Below are 17,970 nucleotides of genomic sequence, written 5' to 3' on the forward strand. Positions count from 1 at the left end.
TTATATGGCGAGGCGGGATCGGCTGTCAAGAAAATTTGAACCGTACAGTTCAGTTTAGAGGTAACTATGCGTACAAAAAGCGAAAACAAGCGCCAGGCCCTGGTGGCCGCGGCGACCGAGGTCTTCGTCGAGCGCGGCTACGAGGCCGCGTCGATGTCGGAGATCTCGGCCCGCGCCGGCGGCTCCAAGGCCACGCTGTACAACTACTTTTCGTCGAAGGAAGCCTTGTTCCTCGAGGTGATGGGCGAACTGACGGCGGAGCTGTCCTCGTCCTACGTCAGACTGCAGCCGGGCGGCGACCTGGCGGCGACGCTGCGCGATTTCGGCGTGGCCTTCGTCGACAATCTGTTCAGCCCGCAGCTGCGCGCCCTGCACGCCATCGTGATGGGCGGCGGCAGCCGCAGCGAGGTCGGCAAGCTGTTCTACGAGAACGGTCCCAAGACCGGGTGGACACGCTTGTCGACCTTCATGGCCGCCGAGATCGGCGCCGGCAGGCTGCGCGAAGCCGATCCGTGGACGGCGGCGATGCATTTTCACGGCCTGCTGATGTCGGAATGCCAGGCGGCGATGATGACCGGCCTGATAGACGAGTACGCGCCGAAGGCCGAGCGTCCGGGCCGGGTCGCGGAGGCGGTCAGGGTATTCCTGGCCGCCTACGGGCGCTGAGGTTGATATGTCGGCGGTATGGTGGCGGCGGTGCGGCGGTGCGATAATCGGCCACGTGTCCAATACGACAGGCAGGGGAGTTAGACGATGAGCACGGAACTGTTCGCCTCGCTGTTCCGCTACAAGGCCTGGGCCGACGAGGAGCTGCACGCGCTGGTGGCGGCGCTGGACCCGTCCGGGCACGCCGAGCAGCGCCACGCCGCGATCCGCATCCTCAACCACATCCACGTGGTCGACCGCATCTTCGCCGGCAATCTGCGGCGGCTGCCGCATGGCTATGTCGCCACCAACACGCCGGAGACGCCGGAGGCGGCGACGCTGCTGGCCGCGGTGCGGGAGACCGACGCCTGGTACGTCGGCTACGCGGCCGGTCTGTCCGACGCCGAGCTGGCCGAGATCGTCGACTTCACCTTCACCGACGGCGACCGCGGCCGGATGAGCCGCGCCGAAATGCTGATGCAGGTGATCACCCACGGCGGCTATCACCGCGGCGCCGCCGGCCGCGTGCTGTTCCAGTGCGGGGTCCAGCCGCCGCGCGACCTGTACACCCGCTACCTGCACGACAGCGAGCCGGGGCGCCGCCGGCCCGGCTGAAGCGAAAGATCCCCGCCGGCGGACGCGGGCGGGGACGGTCGACGGCGGCGCCAGCCAGGCCGGCGCGTCGCGCGATCAGTAGCTGACGCTGTAGCTCAGGCCGTAAGTGCGGCCGCGGCCCTGGTAGTAGACCGTCTGCGGCGTGACTGAGCCCGGGGCGCTACCGCCGTAGTAGATCGTCGCGCGCTGGCTCCACAGCGTCTGGTAAGTCTTGTTGAACAGGTTCTGCACGCCGAAGCTCAGCGTGCCGACCGGCAGCTTGTAGCTGCCCAGCAGGTCGGCGGTGGCGTAGCCGTTCAGCTTGTTGCCGCTGGCGTCGTCCAGATCGAAGATCTTCTGGCCCTGCAGCCGCAGCGTGGCGTTGCCGCGGTTCCAGTCGATGAACAGGCCGGTCTTGGACGGGCTGGCGCTGGTGACCGCCTGCTTGCCCCAGCCGCCGTTCGCGTTCTGCTGCTCGGACTTGATCGCCAGCAGATTGCCGCCCAGGCGCCAGTGTTCGCTGAAGTTGTACGCCACCTGGCCCTCCAGGCCGTAGGTGCGGACTTTCTGCGACAGCTCCTGGATCAGCAGCGTGGTCTTGTCGTAGCCGAGGGCCTTGTCCGACCAGGCGTAGAACGGCGCGGCCTGGATTTCCCAGTTGTTGCGGTTGAAGCGCCAGCCCAGCTCGATCTGGCGGGTCTTGATGCCGTCCAGCGCCGAGTTGGCGACGCTGACGCCCTGCACCAGCTGGCCGCTTGCCGTGTAATTGCCCTGGCCATACCATTTGGCGCCGTCGGGCAGGTCGAAGCCTTCCGAATAATTGGCCCACAGCTGGCTGCCCGGCATCAGCTTGTACACCGCGCCGATATTCGGCAGCAGCACGCTATAACTCTTGCTGCCGCCCGGTACGGCATCGGCGGACTTGAGCTTGCCGCTCTGAATCAGAACCTGCTCATAGAAGGGGACGAAATCGTCCACCTTGGTGCTGATTCTCTGCTTGCGCAGGCCGAAATTCAGGCTGAGCTTGTCATCCAACTGCCATTTGCCCTGGGCGAAAGCGGCGAGGCTGGTGGTATCGACGTTGGGGTAGCGGCCGACTTGCCCGATGCTGTCTAGCTGCATGGCGCCGCTTTGCAGTGCGGTGCCGTAGTTGAACAGCATCTGATTGGCGTCGAAATGATCGCGGCTGGCTTCGATGCCGTAACTGAAGCTTAGGCGCTTGGTCCAGTCCTTGGTCAGCACGGCTTTCAGACCCTGCTGATTGGTGTTCTGCTGCGATGCGCCGTAATACGGGATGGCTTTGGTCAAACCCGTCTGGGCGGAAGTCGTCGATCCCGCTGCCGGTCCGGGCGTCGACCCGGGGAAGGGGAAGAAGTCCATCTGTTCCTGGCGTGCCGAACCCTGAATGTAAAGGTTGTGCCCGCCAAGCACGTCCGGCGCGAAATAATTGAACTGCGCCATCCAGCGCTTGGTCTTCGGCGTGCGATCGCTGTCGAATCCATCACGCATTTGCAGAAGGTTCGGATTGGCCGGTTGCTTCTTGCTGGCTGCCACGCTGCCGCTCAGATTCTTTCCCATGTACAGACCGTAGTCACCATCATAGCCGGAGTCATAGTACTGCGCGGTCAAGCTCAACTTTTGCGAGCCCGGCAGCTTGAAGTCCAGATTGCCCATCAGATCGATAGAGCGGTTGTACTGCAGATCGGTCTGGGTGATATCGGTGAAGATCTGCTTGCCGTCGCCGCCGTAGGCCGCGCCGTTCTGCTGGTAGGCGAGTCCCAGACGGCCGGCCACGATGTCGTTGCCGCCGCTGACCGACTGGGCGATGCGCCGGTCCAGGTCGTCTTTGCCCATGAAGCCGCTGCGCGCGCCGATCTCGGTGGTGAAGCGCGCCGGTCCGCTTTCGCCGTGCTTGGTGATGATGTTGATGATGCCGCCGCCGGCGCCGCCGCCGTACAGCGCGCTGGCGCCGGACAGCACTTCGATGCGCTCGATATTGAACGGGTCTATCGAGTCGAACTGGCGGCTCAGGCTGCGGGTGCTGTTCAGCGACACGCCGTCTATCATCACCAGCATGCTGCGGCCGCGCAGGTTCTGGTCATTGTTGCTGCGGCCTTCGGAGCCGATGTCCAGGCCGGGCACCAGCTTGCCCAGCGCTTCCTTCAGCGGCACGCCGGCCTTGGCCTGCTGCTGGATCTCCTCGGCGCCGACGACCCAGGCGGTGCCGGGCAGTTCGCTGATCCTGGTCGGTTGCGCGCTGGGCGCGGTGACGATGACGCGGTCCAGGGCGGCCGGGTCCTCGGCTTGGGCGTAGGCGGCCAGCATGGCCAGCGGCAGGGCTGCGAGTGCGTATTTTTTCATGTCGTTCTGCGGTGATCTATAAGCCGGAATCCCACCGCGCGGTGGGAAAACCGCTTCATCTTAATTAAAGAATGAGAATTAATACCATTCTTATTTGAACCAATCGCAAGGGATTGGCGCAAATACAACTAAATGGTAATCACTATCATCAAATGGCTTGAAATGCCGTCAGGTTTATGATCGCCGAGCGTGACGGCGGGCTTGCGCGACGCTACAGCTGCCGCAGCGCCTGGCTCAGCCGGCCGGCCAGCCGCGCGGCCGACTCCGGGCCGCCGAAGGTCCAGCTGTCCGGCGCGAGCCGCGCCGCGCGATGCTCGGCCAGCGCCGGCACCCGAGACCACAGCGCGCCCTGCGTGAAGTCGGCGCGCGGATCGGCGATGACGGCCAGGTCGGCCCGCTCGTTCAGCAGCGTCTCGACGCCGACGGCGACGATGCCCTGGGCGGCGTCGTCCTGGGGCCAGGCGTTTCGCATGCCCAGCGCGCCGACGATGCCGCCGGGCAGGCTGTTGGCGGCGAAGGCCCAGCAGGTCGGCGAGCCGGCCAGGCCCTGCAGCACGCCCAACCGGCGGCCGGCCCGGGCGGCCAGCGTCCGGCGCGCGCCGGCGAGTTCGCCGTCCAGCCTGGCCAGCGCCTGCGCCGCCTCGGCCTGGCGGCCGCACCAGCCGGCGAGCTGCAGGAAGTCTGCGCGCATATTGGCGAGGCCGTCGCCGCGGTGCCGGCTGGCCATCAGCCGCGTCGGCGCGATGCGCTGCAATAGCGGCATCAGCGGCGCGTGGCGGAAATCGACGCCGACGATCAGGTCCGGCCGCAGCGCGACGATGGCCTCCAGCGACGGTTGCTGGCGGCTGCCGACCGAAGCGGTCGACGCCAGCCGTTCGCGGCCGATGCCGACCCAGCGCCGGTAGCCCTTCAGGTCGGCGGCGCCGACCGGCGCCAGGCCCAGCGTCAGCAGCATCTCGATCAGATTGTATTCCAGCGCCACCACCCGCAGCGGGCGGGAGGCGGCCAGGGCCGGCGCGGCCAGCGCCAGCGCGGCGAGGCCGGCGAGGCAGCGGCGGCGTTCAGGATTCGGCGGCGCGCCAGCGGCGGAGCAGGGCATGCAGTTCTTCCTCGGATTTGTTCGGCAGCAGCGGGCAGGTGGCGCAGCACACCTCGCCCGGCAGTTCGTAGCGCAGGCAGCACAGCCGGCGCAGCCGCACCGGCGACGGCACCGGCGGCAGGAACGATTCGACGTAGCGAACCGGCTGCCACAGCAGATTGTGGCCGCCGTCGTTGCGGCGGCGCGGCAGGAACAGCCAGTCGGCGTGGACGGCGGCGGCCGTCAGGCCGTCTTCGCGCCAGTGCTGCAGCAGGTGCTCGATCAGGTTGCCGGCGCTGTTCCACAGCACGCGGCGGCTGAGCTTGCCGTGTTCGGCCAGCCGTTCCAGCAGCGGCGGCAGGTGCTCGGCCAGCAGCGGCCGGTAGCGTTCGGCCAGGTCGGCGTCGGGCTGCGGCAGGCCCAGGTGGTCGACCTCAAGCGCGGCCGGTAGGCCGTCGCCGCCGAGGAGCAGGCCGATCCGGGCCGGAGCCAGCGGCATCGCCAGGCCGGCGACGGCGCCGGCCACCGCCATCGGCAGCAGCAGGCGCAGATAGTGCTTGGCCCATTGAGACACCTGGGCGCGGCGCGGCGCGCCCGGATGGCTGCGCTCCAGCGCCGCCAGCGCCTCCGGCAGCCGCGAGCCGTCGATCAAGGCGGACAGCGGCAGCGCGGCGGCGCTGCGCCCGACGCGCCAGGCTTCCCGGTACGGCGCCAATTCGCCGGACAGCAGCGCGTTCAGTTCCATGGCGAGCGGCGGCGCTGGCGCGCCAGCAGGATTAGCAGATACGGCGCGCCTATCGCGGCCGTGGCCAGGCCCAGCGGGACGTCCAGCGGCGCCAGCAGGCTGCGGCCGAGCACGTCGGCGGAGCCGGCCAGGAGCGCGCCGGCCAGCATCGCGGTGGCCAGGCGCCAGCGCGGGGCGTTGCCGGTCAGCAGGCCGGCCAGGTGCGGCGCGGCCAGACCGACGAAGCCGACCGGCCCGACCGCGGCGACGGCGGCGGCGGCGGCCAGCGCGCTCAGCGCCAGCGCGGCCAGCCGCAGCCCGGCCACCGGCACGCCCAGCGCCCGGGCCTGTTCGTCGCCCAGCGCCAGAAAGCCCAGCGCGCGCGCCAGCCACAGGCCGGGCAGCGCCAGCGCCAGCCACGGCAGCAGCGCCCGCGCGCTGTCCATGCCCTTGCCGTAGCTGCTGCCGGCCAGCCAGACCAGCGCCTGCGCCGCCTGCACCTTGGCCGACACCACCAGCATCGTCGACAGCGCCGCCAGCAGCGCCGACAGCGCGATGCCGGTCAGCGCCAGCCGCAGCGGCTGGTAATCGTGGCGGCGGTTCAGCAGCAGCGCCGTCGCCAGCACCAGCAGGGCGCCCAGCAGCGCCGCTAGCCATTGCGCCGGCAGCGGCGCGGCCGGCCAGGCCAGCAGCAGCGCCAGCGCGGCCAGGCCGGCGCCCTGGGAGACGCCCATCAGCTCCGGGCCGGCCAGCGGATTGTTGACCACCTGCTGCAGCAGCTGGCCCGACAGCGCCAGCAGGGCGCCGGCGGCCAGCGCCAGCAGCAGCCGCGGCAGACGCAGCTCGACCAGCAGCTCGCCGGGGCCGGGGCGGCCGGCCAGCCAGTCGGCCAGCGCGCCGGCCGGCAGCGGGCGGGCGCCGTGGTGCAGGCCGAACCACAAGAGCAGCGGCACGGCCAGCGCCAGCAGTAATAAGGGCCAGCGGCGGACGGGCGACTGCAGCGCGGCGCCGTCGGCCTGGGGCGGCAGCAGGCGGTCCTGGCGCTGGATCAGCCACAGCAGCAGCGGGGTGCCGATCAGCGCGGCGGCCACGCCCAGCGGCAGGCCGCCGCCGCTGCCGGCCTCTTGCACCAGCGCGTCGGCCAGCGCCAGCAGCAGCGCGCCGGCGGCGGCGGCGGCCGGCACCAGCCGGCGCGGATGCCAGGCGCCGCACAGCCGCGCCAGATTGGGCGCGATCAGGCCGATGAAGGCGATCGGGCCGGCCAGCGACACCGCCGCGGCCGACAGCAGCGTGGCGATAGGCAGCACGCGGCGGCGCAGCCGGTCCGGCGCCAGGCCCAGGCTGGCGGCGGCCTCGTCGCCCAGGCCCAGCACCGCCAGCGGCTGGCGCAGCCACCAGGCGCCGGCGGCGGCCAGCAGCAGCCACGGCAGCGCCTGGCGCACGCCGCCCCAGCCGTCCTGGAACAGGCTGCCGGCATTCCACAGCGCGGCGCCGGCGATGTGTTGCTCGTTCAGTATCAGCAGCAGCGAACACAGCGCCGCCAGCAGCATGCCGGTGGCGGTGCCGGCCAGCACCAGGCGCAGCGGCGACGCGCGCCAGCCGCCGGCGACGGCGAAGGTCAGCAGCGCGGCCAGCAGGCCGCCGACGAAGATGGCCGGCACGCCTATGAATTTGAGGCCGGCCGGCAAGAGCAGGCTGAGCAGCAGGCCCAGCTGGGCGCCGGCGGTGACGCCGAGCACGCTGGGTGCGGCCAGCGGATTGCGGGTGGACAGCTGCAGCAGCGCGCCGGCGAGGCCGAGGGCGCCGCCGGCCAGCAGCGTGGCGGCCAGCCGCGGCAGCTTCAGCTGCCACAGCACCGCCTCGGCGGTGGCGGCGTCGGCGTAGCCGGCCGGATACAGGCGCAGCAGCAGCCAGGCCAGCAGCAGCATCGCGGCCAGCGGGGCCAGCCGGCGCGGCAGCGGCGCCGCCGCGCTCAGGCCGACGGCTGCCATGCGGCCTCCGTCCGGTAGCGGGGCAGGCAGACCGGCGGCCGGCTGTCGGGCAGCCGCCACATGTCGACGTCGAACACTTCCTTCAGCAGCTCGGGCCGCATGATCTCGTCCGGCGTGCCGCGCGCGCGCAGCCGGCCGGCCTTCATCAGCAGCAGCTCGTCGCTGAAGGCGGCGGCCTGGTTCAGGTCGTGCAGCACCCAGACCACGGTCAGGCCGTGCTCGCGGTTCAGGCCACGCACGGTGGACAGCACTTCCAGCTGGTGGTGGACGTCGAGATAGGTGGTCGGCTCGTCCAGCAGCAGCACCTCGCCGCCCTGTGCCAGCGCCATCGCCAGCCAGGCGCGTTGGCGCTGGCCGCCGGACAGCGTCGAGAGCTCGCGGCCGGCCAGCTCGGCGAGGCCGCTCAGTTCGAGCGCGCGTTCTATCGCCCGCCTGTCGTCGGCGTTCAGCCTGTGGTTGAAGCCGCCGTGGGCGAAGCGGCCGCAGGCGACCAGCTCGGCGACGCTGAGGCCGGGCGGCTGCGTGTGGCTTTGGGCCAGTAGCGCCAGCCGCTTGGCGCGGGCGCGCGCCGGCATCGCCGCCAGCGGCTCGCCTGCCAGGCGCACTTCGCCGGCGCTGGGCGGAATCAGCCCGGCCAGGCTGCGCAGCAGCGTGCTCTTGCCGCAGCCGTTCGGGCCGCACAGCGCGTAGACGCCGCCGGGCGCGAAGGCGAGCGACAGCGAATCGAGTATGGGGGTGCCGGACAGCGAGACGCTGAGCGCGTCGGCCTGCAGCAGCGGGGTGTGGGGTGCGTTCATTGAAAACCGCGGGCCACCGCTTTGCGATGGCCCGACCAGGAATGACATGTCGCCATTCTAATGAAAACGATAATAATTATCTATACGTTTCAGGCGGCTACGGTGGTCGAGGCCGGCGAGGCCTGCGGCGCGGTCCAGTTCAACGGGGTGGCGGCGTCGCTGTCATTGTAGTGGCGGCGTCCCAGCAGACTGTTGACGATGACGGCGCTGCGCCAGGCGGCCAGCGACAGCTGCGGGTCGGCGATGCCGTGGCTGAGGCGGCCGGCGTTCTGGAAGAACAGCCGCTGGCCGGCCGGACCGTCCCACTCGGCCGAAAAGTCCTCGCGAAGCGCCAGCCGGCCGTGGCGGTCGCGCCGCAGCCTGTCGGACAGCGGCGCCAGGCAGGACGGCAGCGCGCTGCGGTAGCCGGTGGCGAAGATCACCAGGTCGGCGTCCATCTGCTCGTCCTGGCCGTCGAAGCCGTTGTGCATGGTCAGCCGCAGCGTCTTGCCGTCGCGGCGCATCGCGCACACCTCGCGGAACGGCAGCAGCGACGGGCGGCTGTTGTCCGGCGACAGGAAGTCGGCGACATAGATGGCCTGGGTCAGCTGGCGAAGCGTGTCCGGCGAGATGCCGTCGCTGGCCAGCTTCTGCCGTTCGACGATGGCGGCCTTGCGCTCCTGCGGCAGCCGGTGGAAGGCGCCGACGTATTCCGGCGTGAAGAATTCGTTGGTGAACGGGCTCTCGTCCAAGGGCTCCAGCGTCGGTCGGCGGCTGAGCAGCGTGATCGACGCCGCCTCGCCGCGCTTGCCTGCCATCAGGTCCAGCACGATCTCGGCGCCGCTCTGGCCGCCGCCGATGACGACGACGCGCTTACCCTTGGCGCTGAACGGCGTGGTCATGTACTGGCTGGCGTGCAGCGCCTGCTCGCCCAGGTGGGGCGCGCCCCAGTCCGGCACGTGCGGCACGCTGCCGGTGGCGACGACCAGCTGCTCGGCCTCCACCGTCTGGTCGGCGAAATGCAGCACGAAGCGCTCGCCGTTGTGGCGCACTTCGCGGATCTCGTTGCCGAAGCGCAGATTGGGCAGCTGCTCGGCGACCCAGCGCAGGTAGTCGGCGAACTCTCGGCGCTCGATGCGCGGGAATTCGGCGTTGATGAAGCGGTAGAAGCGGCCCTGCGCCACCAGGTAGGCGAGGAAGGAGTAGCGGCTGGTCGGATCGGCCGAGGTCACCAGGTCCTTCAGGAAGGAGGTCTGCAGCCGGGTGCCGGCCAGCATCATGCCGGGATGCCAGTTGAAGGCCGGGCGGCGTTCGAAGAAGGCGGTCTTCAGTTCGGACAGCGGGGCCAGCAGCGCGGCGACGCTGAGGTTGAACGGGCCGACGCCGATGCCGGCGACGTCAAGACGGGTATTCATGCGATTTCCTTTCGCGGGGCCGGCGCGGCGTGCGCGGCAAGCGGATTGATCAGGGCGGGTCCCATCGCGTGGACGGGGCGTTCGGCGCTGTCGCCGTAGCCGGCGACGAAGCGGGCGCGGTTCAGCGACAGCCGCGGCATTTCCGGCGTGAACGGATCGAAGCGGGCGTAGCGGTCCGCCAGTTCGGGGTGGGCGGCCTGGTAGCCGCGCAGCCGTTCGGCCAGCAGGCGCCAGAACGCGGTCTCGTCGAACAGGCCGGCGTCTTCCAGCAGGCCGGCCATGAAGCGGAACACGCTGCCGAACAGCGCGGTCCACAGATTGTGGATCAGGTAATGCGGCGGCATCGTCGGCAGCGCGGCGCGGACCGCCGCCGGCATGCCGTCGAGCTCGGGCAGCGGCAGGTCGGCCAGGAACAGGTCGCCCTGGAAGTCCTTCAGCGCGACGCCGACCGGCTGCGCGTCCCGCAGGATCAGCGTCAGGTTCTGGCCGTGGGCGATGAAGCCGAGGCCGTAGCGGCATTGCAGGTGGTAGAGCGGCAGCACGCAGCGGTCGAACAGCCGCGTCAGCCAGTCGCGCGGCGCCAATCCGGAGCGGCGGATCAGCTCGGCCGCCAGCGGCCGGCCCTGGTCGTCGCACTGCTGCAGCATCGCGAACATCGGCGCGCGCTCGCCGTCGGCCAGCAGCGCGGCCGGGCTGTCGCGCCATACCGCGCCCAGCATTTCGTTCAGATGGTAGGGCGCGCCGGCGAGTCCGGCGTAGAACGGATGCGGCACATGGCCGCCGGCCGGCTCCTCCAGCACCAGCACCCGGCTGTCGGCCAGCGCCGGATCGGCGGCGACGGCGGCGCTGAGCCAGCGCGACAGCGCCGGGCCTATCGCCAGGTATTTGCCGGGCAGGCCGCGATAGCTGGAGGTGTTCAGCACGGTCAGCGGCAGCTTCAGATGGGCGGCGGCCGGCCGGTCGTGGTTGGACAGCGTGCGCAGCGACGGCTGCGGCGTGTAGCGGTCGCCGAATTCTCCGAGATGGATCAGCCGGCCGTCGGCCAGCAGGCCGGCGTACTGGGCCGCGATGTGCTGATGCCATTGCCACGGGTGGACCGGCAGCAGCCAGTGGCTGGCGGCGTCGGCGCCGAAGTCGGCCAGCCTGGCCAAGAGCCGGGCGCGCTCGGCCTCGTCGCAGCTCTCGGCCAGCAGCGCCGCCTCGTCCAGGCCGTCGGCCAGGTGCAGCGGTGCGACGCCGCGCGCCACCGCCAGCCAGTGCAGGCGGAACGGGCGGGCGCTTTCGGTGCCGTAGCCGTGGTGTTCCTCTATGCCCCAGCCGACGCGGCCCTTGTTCGGGATCGCTTTCGGATGGCCGTCCAGCAGGCTGTTCAGCCTGTCGTCGGGCAAGGCCAGCAGCGCGGCGGCGTCCAGGCCGGCGCGCGCGCGCAGCAGTTGCAGATCGGCCAGCAGCGTCTGCTGCATCTCGCTGGCGTACTGCGCCAGCGTCAGGGCCGGCGCAGGCAGCGACGGGGCCAGTTCGGCGAAGGCCTGCATCGCGTCCCAGGCCGGCTCGCGCTGTCCGTCGGCCTCGCGATGCAGCGTGCCGGCCGCGATCAGCGGCTGTCCCCACAGATTGAGCCGGCCGCGCCAGTCGTAGCGGACGCCGTCCAGGCTCAACGCGAAGGTGCCGGGCGCGGTCTCGACCGGCGCGATCAGGCCCTCGTAGGCGAATTCGGACAGCAGCTTGGCCAGCAGCCGGCGGTTGGCCAGCCGCCACAGCGCCGGGTCGGCCTGGGCGGTCAGCGGTGCGTGTTCGCTCATCGCGTCCTCCTCACAGTCCGAACTGGTCGAAGAAGACGTCGCGCTCCATCACCACCAGCGCGGCGCGTTTGTGCGGGAAGTCGAATTCCTTGCGCTTGACGAAGCCGTGGTTCTGCAGGTGTTCGATGAAGCGGGTATTGTCGACGCGCGGCTCGCCGACGATGCGGCGGCAGCGCGGCTCGTCGACGAACAGGTAGTGGACGATGCCGCGTATCCACAGCGGAAAGCGGCCGGGGCCGCGGTAGCGGGCGTCGCCGACCAGCACGTGGCAGCCGCGGTCGTAGTCGTCGGCGTCGTAGAACGGCGAGATGCGGTCCTCCTTGGCCCAGTAGGCCTCGAAGTAGCCGAAGGGCACGTCGTCGAAGCAGCCTATCAGCGGATGGCTGTGCGGATCGGCCAGCAGCTTGCGCAGATAGTCGGCGTGCGTTCCCTTGTCGCCGGCCATTTCCCAGAAATGGTCGACGCGCTGCTGGTTCATCCAGTCGTGGAACACGTCGAGATCGGCCTCCGGATCGACGGTGCGGAAGGACAGCGTCTCGCCGATTTCCGGCAGGTAGCGGCGGTAGACCTCGCCGCGCGGCTTGGGCGGGCGCAGCGGATGCTGGTGGTGGTTGCTGACGGTCAGACTGGCCGGAAACAGGCCGGAGGCCGGCGCGCTGAGCAAGTTGCCCGGCAGCTGCCAGAAGGCGGCGCGCGTGGCGACGGCGTCGCCGGCCGCGTCCAGCGTCTGGAACAGGCCCAGGCGGTGGGCGTCGGCGGCCAGCCGCGGCGCGGCGGCCAGCGCCAGCGACAGCCGGCGGACGTCGCCGTCGCTGCGGAAGGCCTCGGCCAGCAGCGCGTACAGCGCCGCCGCCGGCAGCCGCGGCGAGATCTCGCCCTGGGGCGCCAGCGCGAGCCGGTCCTGATCGCGGACGGCGGCGAAGCGGGCGGCCGGCTCGCCGTCCAGCAGCAGGGTCAGGCTGTCGGTTTCAGCCAGGCAGACGGCCTGGCGGCCGTCCTGAAGGAGGTGCGGGGGCAGATTGTTCATGGCGCGCAGTGGTATATCGGGTTGCTGACGGGAACGTAGGAGCGGAAGGAACCGTCCGGTTCGGTGGTTTCGTTGACGTTGCGCAGGCAGATCATGAAATTGCCCTTGGATTCGATTTCCGGCGCGTCCAGCAGGTAGTCGACGAAGGCCGGCTCGGCCAGCCCCTCGTCCTTCAGCGCGACGAGGAAGCCGCGCATCCGCGCCGCCAGCCGCATCTCGTCGGCGGCGCCGGCGGCGCCCAGCGCGCTGATCACGTTGAACACATTGTTGACGATCAGGTAGTAGCCGCACAGGCGGTTGATCTCGGCCTGGCTGAACTGCAGCTCGCGCGCGGCCTCGATGCCGGGCACGTGCGCTTCCAGCTGGCGTATCGTGGCCTCGCTGAAGGTGGTGCCCTGGCAGTCGCGGAAATGCACGCGCGACGGATAGCCGTCGGCCAGTTCCAGCACCATGTTCTGCTGGTGGGCGCTGAACAGGAAGCCGAAGTCCGACATCGCGATCAGGAACGGCCGCAGCGCGACTTCGAGGAAGGCGGCGAACCAGCGTTCGGCGGCGTCGGCGACCGGCCGGCCCTCGCGCTCGGCCAGCGCGGCGACCAGCTTGCCCAGCATGCCGGGCGTCCCGTCCGGGCCGTCCTGGCACAGCGTGGCCATCACGTAGGCGGTGTCGCGCTCGGCGAACGGATTGTCGCGCAGCAACACGAAGCTTTCGGCCAGCGGGCCGCCGTCCGGCAGCGCGATGGCGAAGGCGGCGCGTTCGTGCATGATGGACAGCGTCGGGCAGCGTTCGCTGAGCCGGCGGCCCAGCGGGCTCATGAAGGCGCCGTGGACCAGCGCGCCGCGCGCCACCTCGGCCGGCTGCAGGACGCGGCGCGAGTTGGTCAGCCGCACGCTCAGCGAGTGTTTCAGCATATAGCGCTGCTTCGGCGCGTACAGCGTGCGCAGCGAGGAAGTCGGGTGCCACTCGGCGCCGAGGGCGCCCAGCTCCTTCAGCTTGCCGGCCCTGAGCCAGTGCTCGTAGGCCGGGTGGCTGCGCAGCGTGCGCATCTGCCACGGGTGCACCGGCAGCGGCAGCCAGCCGTCGGGCAGGCCGACGGCGGCCAGCGCGGCGTCGTCGGCGACCAGGCCGGCCAGCCGCTCGGCCGGCGCCTGGCCGTCGCAGTCGACGCTCCACATCGCCTCAGGCGCCAGCGCCAGCCATTCCAGCGCGAAGCGCGAGGCGAACTCGGGGCTGTAGGCGCGCACGTCGTCGGCGGAGAATTCGTCGCGGCTCTTCGGCGTCGGGTGGACGGCGTGGCCGTAGACCAGGCCCTGCTCGGCGTCCAGATAGCCGGCGGCCGGCCAGGCCAGCCGCTTCAACTCGTCCAGCCGCGCCGCCTCGGCGTCGGCCAGGTTCAGCGCGCTGTCGGCGACGCGCTTGACGAACAGCCAGCCGCGGCGGTTGGCGTCGCGCGGGCCGACGATGGCCGGCTCGCCGGCGATCAGCGTCGCCAGCTCCAGCAGGCCGCAGCGCCGCCACGGGCCGCCTTCCGGCGACAGCCACAAGGGCAGCGCGAACAGGTGGCGGCCGGCGGCCGACCAGTGCGCCAGCGGCAGCCACAGCGTCAGGCCGTGGCCGGGCAGCGGCAGCAGCACGCCGCCGTCGGCGTGCGAGGCGTCGGCGGCTATGGAGGAGGGAGCCTGTTCCTGGCGGCTCCACTGCGGCCATTCGCGCAGCAGGGCGTTCAGGAAAGCATTGGCCGAGGCGAGTTCGCCGGGCGTGCGCCCGGATTCCGGAGCGGCATGGGACAGCTGCATGGTGGCTGGCGTCCTGAGGTGGGTTTGAGAATGATTATCATATTATCAATAAACAAGAATCATTTGCAATATTACATTCGCAAGACGATAATCGCGGGTTTGCCCATCCCCGCTCCCTTGCCGCCCATGACCGTTTCCGCCCCAGATTCCCGGCTTCCGTCCATCGTGCCCGCCCTGGCCCTCAGCTGCGTGGTGATGGGCCTGGGCCAGGCCGCGCTGTTCACCTTCCAGCCCTTGCTGGTGGCGGCCAGCGGCCTGGGTCTGGCCCGGATCAACAGCGCCTTCGCGATAGGCAGCGCGCTGTTCCTGATCGGCGCGCCGCTGTGGGCGCTGCTCGGCGACCGCATCGGCCGCCGTCCGGTGCTGCTGGTGGCCCTGTCGGGCTTCGCGCTCAGCCATCTGGCGCTGCTGGCGCTGACGCTGGCGGCGCGGCGCGGCGGCCTGTCCGCCGACGCGGTCTGGGGCTGGCTGCTGGCCAGCCGGGTGCTGTACGGCCTGACGGTGTCCGGCCTGGTGTCGTCCGGCCAGGCCTGGGTCGGCGCGACGCTGAGCGGCGACGCGCGCCTGGCCGGGCTGTCGCGCTTGTCGGCCGGGCTCAGCGCCGGACGGCTGCTGGGGCCGGTGCTGGCGTCGGCGACGCTGGCGCTCGATCCGCTGGGGCCGCTGTGGCTGGTGGCGCTGGCGGCCTGGCCGGCCTTGCTGGCCGCCGCCAGGCTGCGCGAGCCGGCGCATCGGGCCGGCGCCCGGACGGCGCCGCTGCCGCGCGGCGAGCTGTTCCGCCTGCTGTGGCGCTTCTGGCCGTTGGCCTTCGCCTGCCAGTGCGCGCTGGGCCTGGTGCAATACGTCGCCGGCATGTGGCTGGCGGCCCGCTTCGGCTGGAGTCCGACCCATGCCGCCGCCGCGCTGGGCGGCATGCTGACCGCCGCCGGCGTGTCGGCGCTGCTGGTGCAGCTGTGGCTGTTGCCGCGTTACCGACTGCCGGCGCGCGCGCTGCCGGCGTCCGGCCTGCTGCTGGCGCTGTCGATCGCGCTGATGCCGCTGTGGCATCATCCGGCGGCGCCGTGGCTGGCCTTCGTCGGCCTGTCGCTGGCGCTGGCGGTGATGGTCCCGGCCTACAGCAACCAGGCGGCGCGCGCGGTGCCGCCGGCGCAGCAGGGGCGGGTCAGCGGTTCGATCGCCGCGGCGCACACCGTCGGCTACACCGTCAGCGCGGCGCTGGCCGGCTGGCTGTTCGAGCGCGGCGCCGACTGGCCGCTGTGGCTGGCGGTGGCGTGCGCGCTGGCGTCGGCGGCGATGCTGGCCGCGCTCAACCGGCCGCAGGCGGCGGGCCGGTGTTGCGCCGATAAGTCAGCGTGAAGATGTTTGGATAAAAATATTCATCTTGCCGGCCGGCATGCTTGTTACAATTGCGCCCGGTATTCCAGTGGTATGGCTTGAAGCTCGGCGTCCTTGCCGATGGCAGGCCCTGCCCTCGGGTCCTGTTTTTAGTTTGAAAACATAATCTTATCCGTCGGTCGGCGCGCTCCTGGGGAGGGGCCGGCCCTTGTCGCGTCCGGGCGCCGTCCGGGCGTGTTCCGTCCTTCCATCGGGAAACCAGCAAGCATGTTCAAGAACTGGTCAGTCAAACAGAAAATCCTGGTCAGCGTGGCGCTGATCCTGCTCGTCGCGCTGGCCATCGCCGGCGCGGTGTCCACCAGCATGTTCAAGGCGGCCCTGACCGACCGGCTGGAGCGGCATGAATTGAAGGCCACGGTGGAGGGCATACGCAATGAGCTGGACGCCTCTATCGCGCTGCCCTTGAGCCAGACCCGCCAGCTGGCCGCCAACACCTATCTGCTGGACTGGACGGCCGCCGGCGAGCCGGCGTCCGGCGTCGGCCCCTGGCAGCGCTACGCGAAGGCGCTGATGCAGACCTCGGGCGCGTCCATCATCTCCTGGACCTCCGAGGCCACGCTGAACATCTATATCGACCACGGCACGGTCAAGGCCGATCCGAACGGCAACGACAAGTGGCTGAAGGACTTTCTCGACTCCGGCCGCGACAGCCAGTTCACGCTGGGCTCCGAAACCGGCAAGCAGCAGGTGATGATGTTCGTCAACGTGCTGGCCAACAAGGGCATGACCGGCCACCGCGCGGTGGCGGCGCTGGGCTTCGACGTGACTTCGATGGCCGAGCGCGTCCGCAAGATGGCGGTCGGCGAGCGCGGCCAGGTCTATGTGGTGGACGCCACCGGCCAGGTGCGCCTGCACCGCGATCCGGCGGTGATGCAGAAGAAGACCATGCTGGCCGACCTGCCCGGCCTGTCGGCGATCGCGCCGCAGCTGTTGAGCAAGTCCGGCTTCAACCTGGCGCATTTCGAAGGCCCGAACGGCCCGACCATCGCCGCCTCCAGCCATATGCCGAACGCCGACTGGTTCGTCGTCGTGGAGATGGACGAGAACGAGGTCTACGGCGCGGTGACCCGCACCATCTGGTGGGTGCTGGCGGTGGACGCGGTGGTGCTGCTGCTGTCGCTGCTGCTGATCTGGTGGGTGTCCGGCTTCATCAGCCGGCCGCTGGTGCAGCTGCGCAACGCGATGCGGGCGCTGAGCTCCGGCCACGGCGATCTGACGATACGGCTGCCGGCCGACAGCCGCGACGAGACCGGCCAGGTGGCGGCGGCCTTCAACCAGTTCATGGAGCAGCTGCGCGGCATGTTCCAGCAGGTGAGGGCGCAGAGCGGCCAGTTGCACCACAGCGCCGGCGAGCTGGCGCGGATGACCGAGCGGCTGGCGGCGGGTTCGCGCCACAACGCCGATCTGAGCGAAACCACCGCGGCGACGATCGAGCAGCTGTCGGTCAGCGTCAGCCACATCGCCGGCAACTGCCACGGCACCGCCGAGGCGGTGGAGCAGGCCGGCGCGCTGTCCGAGCAGAGCGCCGACGCGGTCGGCAAGGTCAGCGTCGAGATCGGCTCGGTCGCCGAGTCCATGGACGAGGTCAAGGCGGTGATGGAGGAACTGGAGCGCCGTTCGGCCCAGGTCGGCAGCATCGCCGGCGTGATCAAGGACATCGCCGACCAGACCAATCTCTTGGCCTTGAACGCGGCGATCGAGGCGGCGCGGGCCGGCGAACAGGGCCGCGGCTTCGCCGTCGTCGCCGACGAGGTGAGGAAGCTCGCCGAGCGCACCAGCCAGGCCACGGTGGAGATCGACGACATGGTCGGCGGCATGCAGCAGGGCTCGGGCCAGGCGCGCGAGCGCGTGGCGAAGACCTACGGCGCGGTGCAGGGCGGCGTGGAACTGGCCGAGGAGGCGCAGCGGCAGATCGCCGAGATCCGCAGCAGCATGCAGGTGGTGGTGCGCCAGGCGGCCGAAATCCGCGACGCCGCCAGCGAGCAGTCCAAGGCCACCGAGGACATGGCGCGCACCGCAGAGCAGATGTCGTCGCAGGCGCTGCAGTCCGACGCCGAGATCACCCGCGCCGGCGAGGTGGTGGCCGATCTGGAACGGCTGTCCCAGTCGCTGGAGGGCGTGGTGTCGCGCTTCAAGCTGTAAGCGTGCTGCGCTTTCCTATGCCCGTTCGTGGTTTGTAGGTTTTGAATCCGCTGCGCGGATGATGATTTTCATAGCCGGGGTTGCCCGGCGAGCAGGGAGGGGATATTTGCTTGGCCAAATATCCCCTCCACCGCTAAAGGCCACCCCGCAAGCCTGGCCTGCGGCTTCCCGCCGGGGCCCGTCGGGCCCGAGGCGCGGCTGAACTCTCTGCGTGTGAATCTTCC

At 70.5% G+C, this 17,970-nt stretch carries 13 protein-coding genes; 4 read left to right on the forward strand and 9 right to left on the reverse strand.

Annotation, left to right across the window (positions count from 1 at the left end; genetic code table 11):
* Positions 1 to 66: 66 nt before the first annotated feature.
* Entirely contained in the window at positions 67 to 666 is a 600-nt protein-coding gene (locus tag WNM05_RS03360) for a TetR/AcrR family transcriptional regulator (protein WP_434632549.1), read from the forward strand.
* A gap of 87 nt (positions 667 to 753) precedes the next feature.
* Entirely contained in the window at positions 754 to 1,260 is a 507-nt protein-coding gene (locus tag WNM05_RS03365; RefSeq protein WP_434632550.1) for a DinB family protein, read from the forward strand.
* A gap of 75 nt (positions 1,261 to 1,335) precedes the next feature.
* Here the strand turns inward: WNM05_RS03365 and WNM05_RS03370 are convergent, their stop codons facing one another.
* The 9 genes from WNM05_RS03370 to WNM05_RS03410 all read right to left on the reverse strand — a co-directional run bounded on the left by WNM05_RS03370 (position 1,336) and on the right by WNM05_RS03410 (position 14,209).
* Positions 1,336 to 3,600: a TonB-dependent receptor gene (locus tag WNM05_RS03370; RefSeq protein WP_434632551.1), complete on the reverse strand. Its 2,265-nt coding sequence runs from the start codon at positions 3,598 to 3,600 to the stop codon at positions 1,336 to 1,338.
* A 211-nt stretch (positions 3,601 to 3,811) separates the two neighbouring features.
* Complete coding sequence (locus WNM05_RS03375) at positions 3,812 to 4,699, reverse strand: ABC transporter substrate-binding protein (protein WP_434632552.1); 888 nt, start codon at positions 4,697 to 4,699, stop codon at positions 3,812 to 3,814.
* Positions 4,662 to 5,423: a siderophore-iron reductase FhuF gene (gene fhuF / locus WNM05_RS03380; RefSeq protein ID WP_434632553.1), complete on the reverse strand. Its 762-nt coding sequence runs from the start codon at positions 5,421 to 5,423 to the stop codon at positions 4,662 to 4,664. The genes WNM05_RS03375 and fhuF overlap by 38 nt, the downstream gene beginning before the upstream one ends.
* On the reverse strand, positions 5,414 to 7,393 hold the full coding sequence (locus WNM05_RS03385; protein WP_434632554.1) for an iron chelate uptake ABC transporter family permease subunit: 1,980 nt from the start codon (positions 7,391 to 7,393) through the stop codon (positions 5,414 to 5,416). The genes fhuF and WNM05_RS03385 overlap by 10 nt, the downstream gene beginning before the upstream one ends.
* Entirely contained in the window at positions 7,375 to 8,190 is an 816-nt protein-coding gene (locus WNM05_RS03390; RefSeq protein WP_434632555.1) for an ABC transporter ATP-binding protein, read from the reverse strand. The genes WNM05_RS03385 and WNM05_RS03390 overlap by 19 nt, the downstream gene beginning before the upstream one ends.
* 89 nt (positions 8,191 to 8,279) lie before the next feature.
* Positions 8,280 to 9,584 carry a lysine N(6)-hydroxylase/L-ornithine N(5)-oxygenase family protein gene (locus tag WNM05_RS03395; protein ID WP_434632556.1) on the reverse strand — a complete coding sequence of 435 codons (1,305 nt, stop codon included), beginning with the start codon at positions 9,582 to 9,584 and terminating at the stop codon, positions 8,280 to 8,282.
* Entirely contained in the window at positions 9,581 to 11,386 is a 1,806-nt protein-coding gene (locus tag WNM05_RS03400) for an IucA/IucC family protein (protein ID WP_434632557.1), read from the reverse strand. Before WNM05_RS03400 ends, WNM05_RS03395 begins: the two co-directional genes overlap by 4 nt.
* A gap of 10 nt (positions 11,387 to 11,396) precedes the next feature.
* Positions 11,397 to 12,413, reverse strand: a complete 1,017-nt coding sequence (locus tag WNM05_RS03405) for a GNAT family N-acetyltransferase (protein WP_434632558.1) — start codon at positions 12,411 to 12,413, stop codon at positions 11,397 to 11,399.
* On the reverse strand, positions 12,410 to 14,209 hold the full coding sequence (locus WNM05_RS03410) for an IucA/IucC family protein (RefSeq protein ID WP_434632559.1): 1,800 nt from the start codon (positions 14,207 to 14,209) through the stop codon (positions 12,410 to 12,412). The genes WNM05_RS03405 and WNM05_RS03410 overlap by 4 nt, the downstream gene beginning before the upstream one ends.
* 165 nt (positions 14,210 to 14,374) lie before the next feature.
* Between WNM05_RS03410 and WNM05_RS03415 the strand changes: the two genes are divergently transcribed.
* Together WNM05_RS03415 and WNM05_RS03420 are read left to right on the forward strand one after the other, a co-directional pair.
* Positions 14,375 to 15,565 (forward strand): MFS transporter, encoded by a 1,191-nt coding sequence (locus WNM05_RS03415; RefSeq protein ID WP_434632560.1) that lies wholly within the window; start codon positions 14,375 to 14,377, stop codon positions 15,563 to 15,565.
* A gap of 246 nt (positions 15,566 to 15,811) precedes the next feature.
* Positions 15,812 to 17,746 (forward strand): methyl-accepting chemotaxis protein, encoded by a 1,935-nt coding sequence (locus tag WNM05_RS03420; protein WP_434632561.1) that lies wholly within the window; start codon positions 15,812 to 15,814, stop codon positions 17,744 to 17,746.
* The last annotated feature ends 224 nt before the right edge of the window (positions 17,747 to 17,970 follow it).

It is taken from the genome of Chromobacterium sp. CV08, from assembly GCF_051129845.1.
Lineage (GTDB): Bacteria > Pseudomonadota > Gammaproteobacteria > Burkholderiales > Chromobacteriaceae > Chromobacterium.

Excerpts from the sequence above, each read along its gene's own strand:
- WNM05_RS03360 (WP_434632549.1), top strand. The coding sequence starts at position 67 with ATGCGTACAAAAAGCGAAAACAAGCGCCAGGCCCTGGTGGCCGCGGCG.
- WNM05_RS03365 (WP_434632550.1), top strand. The coding sequence starts at position 754 with ATGAGCACGGAACTGTTCGCCTCGCTGTTCCGCTACAAGGCCTGGGCC.
- WNM05_RS03370 (WP_434632551.1), bottom strand. The coding sequence starts at position 3,600 with ATGAAAAAATACGCACTCGCAGCCCTGCCGCTGGCCATGCTGGCCGCC.
- WNM05_RS03375 (WP_434632552.1), bottom strand. The coding sequence starts at position 4,699 with ATGCCCTGCTCCGCCGCTGGCGCGCCGCCGAATCCTGAACGCCGCCGC.
- fhuF (WP_434632553.1), bottom strand. The coding sequence starts at position 5,423 with ATGGAACTGAACGCGCTGCTGTCCGGCGAATTGGCGCCGTACCGGGAA.
- WNM05_RS03385 (WP_434632554.1), bottom strand. The coding sequence starts at position 7,393 with ATGGCAGCCGTCGGCCTGAGCGCGGCGGCGCCGCTGCCGCGCCGGCTG.
- WNM05_RS03390 (WP_434632555.1), bottom strand. The coding sequence starts at position 8,190 with ATGAACGCACCCCACACCCCGCTGCTGCAGGCCGACGCGCTCAGCGTC.
- WNM05_RS03395 (WP_434632556.1), bottom strand. The coding sequence starts at position 9,584 with ATGAATACCCGTCTTGACGTCGCCGGCATCGGCGTCGGCCCGTTCAAC.
- WNM05_RS03400 (WP_434632557.1), bottom strand. The coding sequence starts at position 11,386 with ATGAGCGAACACGCACCGCTGACCGCCCAGGCCGACCCGGCGCTGTGG.
- WNM05_RS03405 (WP_434632558.1), bottom strand. The coding sequence starts at position 12,413 with ATGAACAATCTGCCCCCGCACCTCCTTCAGGACGGCCGCCAGGCCGTC.
- WNM05_RS03410 (WP_434632559.1), bottom strand. The coding sequence starts at position 14,209 with ATGCAGCTGTCCCATGCCGCTCCGGAATCCGGGCGCACGCCCGGCGAA.
- WNM05_RS03420 (WP_434632561.1), top strand. The coding sequence starts at position 15,812 with ATGTTCAAGAACTGGTCAGTCAAACAGAAAATCCTGGTCAGCGTGGCG.